The organism is Candidatus Albibeggiatoa sp. nov. BB20, from assembly GCA_016744725.1.
Classification (GTDB): Bacteria; Pseudomonadota; Gammaproteobacteria; order Beggiatoales; family Beggiatoaceae; genus Albibeggiatoa.
Map to the genome: position 1 here is coordinate 1 of JADGDW010000293.1, position 1,961 is coordinate 1,961.

Consider the following 1,961-nt stretch of genomic DNA (forward strand, 5'->3'; position numbering starts at 1 on the left):
CCTCTACATTTCTCGATTACACTATCAGTAATCTGCTGCATAGCAGTTCTAATCCTTTCTATATCTTTAATAATATAGCCTGCGGTAACATCTTGATTATTGGTATGATTCAATAGTCTTTTGATTGTATATTGTGAAATGTCCAAATTTTCCGCAATCGTTGCAAAAGTACGGCGTAAATCATGACAAGAGAATTCAATCCCAGACTGTGATTGCACCAAATTTATTTGATGTCGAGACTCAACAATCGGCTTATTTTTGCGTCCTTCAAATACCCATTGTGAAGTTGAACCTTGTAATCGCGCTTCAAGTAAATTTTGTAAAAAATCACTTAAAGGCAATGTATGAGGCTGTGAATTTTTGGTTTCAATAATTTTTATTGTGCCTGAATCTAAGTCCACATTATCCCAATTTAAAGTCGCCGCTTCCCGTTTCCGTAGCCCCGTTAACAGTAGCAAAATAAAATAATCTCGATGTGTGGTATTAGATAAATTTTGCACCGCAGACCACCAAATGGGTAATTGCTGAGCCTTAATTAATCTCTCTCTCCGCGCCACAATACGCCATTGACGCTTATCACTAAGCACAGTAACGGGGTTGTCTGTGAATAGACGATTACCTTCATTGTCTTCATAAGCAGCATTAGCAAAATTGAGCAATGATCTTAAAAAACGCATACTTAAATTAGCATAAGCTTCACCACGCTCAGCACATAATTTCTCATAATAGCTAGAAACCATAGGCTTTTTAATGTCGAAAATTTGCTTGTGATGCCACGATTTAAAAACAGCTTCAAAACAATTGCCGTAATCATAACGAGTATGTGGCTTCAATTGACGTTCTTGCATAAATTGGTTAAATGCTTGTTGCAAAGTGACTGTTCTAGCCCGTTCTTGCTGTTTTTGCTGGTTTGGATTAATTCCCATTGCCATATCAGCGAGCAATTTTTTGGCTTGAATTCGTGCTTGATCTGGACTAAATACCCCATGTTTACCAATCGTTACTCGGCAAGTTTTACCCCGTACTGACGTTTCCACAATATAGGTTTTGCTGCCTTTAGTAGCGCGTAATGCAAATCCTTTTAGCTCTGGGTCGCGGTAAAAAACTTGTCCTTTCTCTGGAAATGGTAATTTATCAACATAAGATTTAGTCAATTTTTTCATATTTAATCCGTTTTTCGTTTCACTTGTAACTTCAAGGTTTTGTTCTCACGTTCCAATTCATCTAAAGCACGGGTCAATAATATAGGTACTGCTACTGCTAAATTACCCAAAACCATCGACTGTAAGCGTTTAAATTGCTCATCATTCAACGGCACGGTAAGTCGATAAGCCACTTCAGAGCGGCTGCCGCGCCCAATAACTTGAACCAAAGGCTCATTGCCTGCCCTTTCTTCTAAGTATTGGATTTTCAAAGTATGTTTGCAATCCTTCTTATTCAACTTTGGCTTTTCAGAATTTGGAAATAAATCTGTGGTCTCTTTATTACTCATACCCTACCTCCTGCAAATAAAAAACTAAACAACGTCATTATAGCTATTAACACTATCAAAGTCATTGACGTTATTAACGCTTAAACAGTAAATAGCTTGAATAGCGTTATTTAAATATTTAAGATAAAATTTTATAGCACTCTATATCCTAGGAGAAAAAACAATAAAACTGAAAATTCATATTTAATAGAGCTACTAAAGCCTTTAAAGCTACTAGAGCTTATTGCTTTATAAATAAAATGTGTTTAATAATTCTGATTTGATAAAAGTGTGGTTACGCAAGATGCTAAATTTAAGAATAATGATATTTGGGATAGGAAATAGAGCTAAAAAGTATTTCCAATAAAATTGGATAACTAGAACAATATAAATACCAAATATTCCGTCTAAATTAAAGAAATAGTAAAAATATAACCCCGTTGATGTCCAGTTATTAAAAAATGACTGAAAAAACGACCAATACAATAAT

The 1,961-nt window shown here is 35.0% G+C and carries 2 protein-coding genes; both read right to left on the reverse strand.

Translation table 11 applies throughout. The features are described 5' to 3' along the window. The coding region (locus tag ABXH34_RS18685) for a tyrosine-type recombinase/integrase (protein WP_353573403.1) at positions 1–1,163 on the reverse strand (1,163 nt) is incomplete at its 3' end. A 2-nt stretch (positions 1,164–1,165) separates the two neighbouring features. Further along, complete coding sequence (locus ABXH34_RS18690) at positions 1,166–1,492, reverse strand: hypothetical protein (protein ID WP_353573404.1); 327 nt, start codon at positions 1,490–1,492, stop codon at positions 1,166–1,168. Positions 1,493–1,961: the final 469 nt, after the last annotated feature.

What these genes read in the sequence shown, in the direction of transcription:
- ABXH34_RS18690 (WP_353573404.1), bottom strand. Translation starts at nt 1,492, where the DNA reads ATGAGTAATAAAGAGACCACAGATTTATTTCCAAATTCTGAAAAGCCA.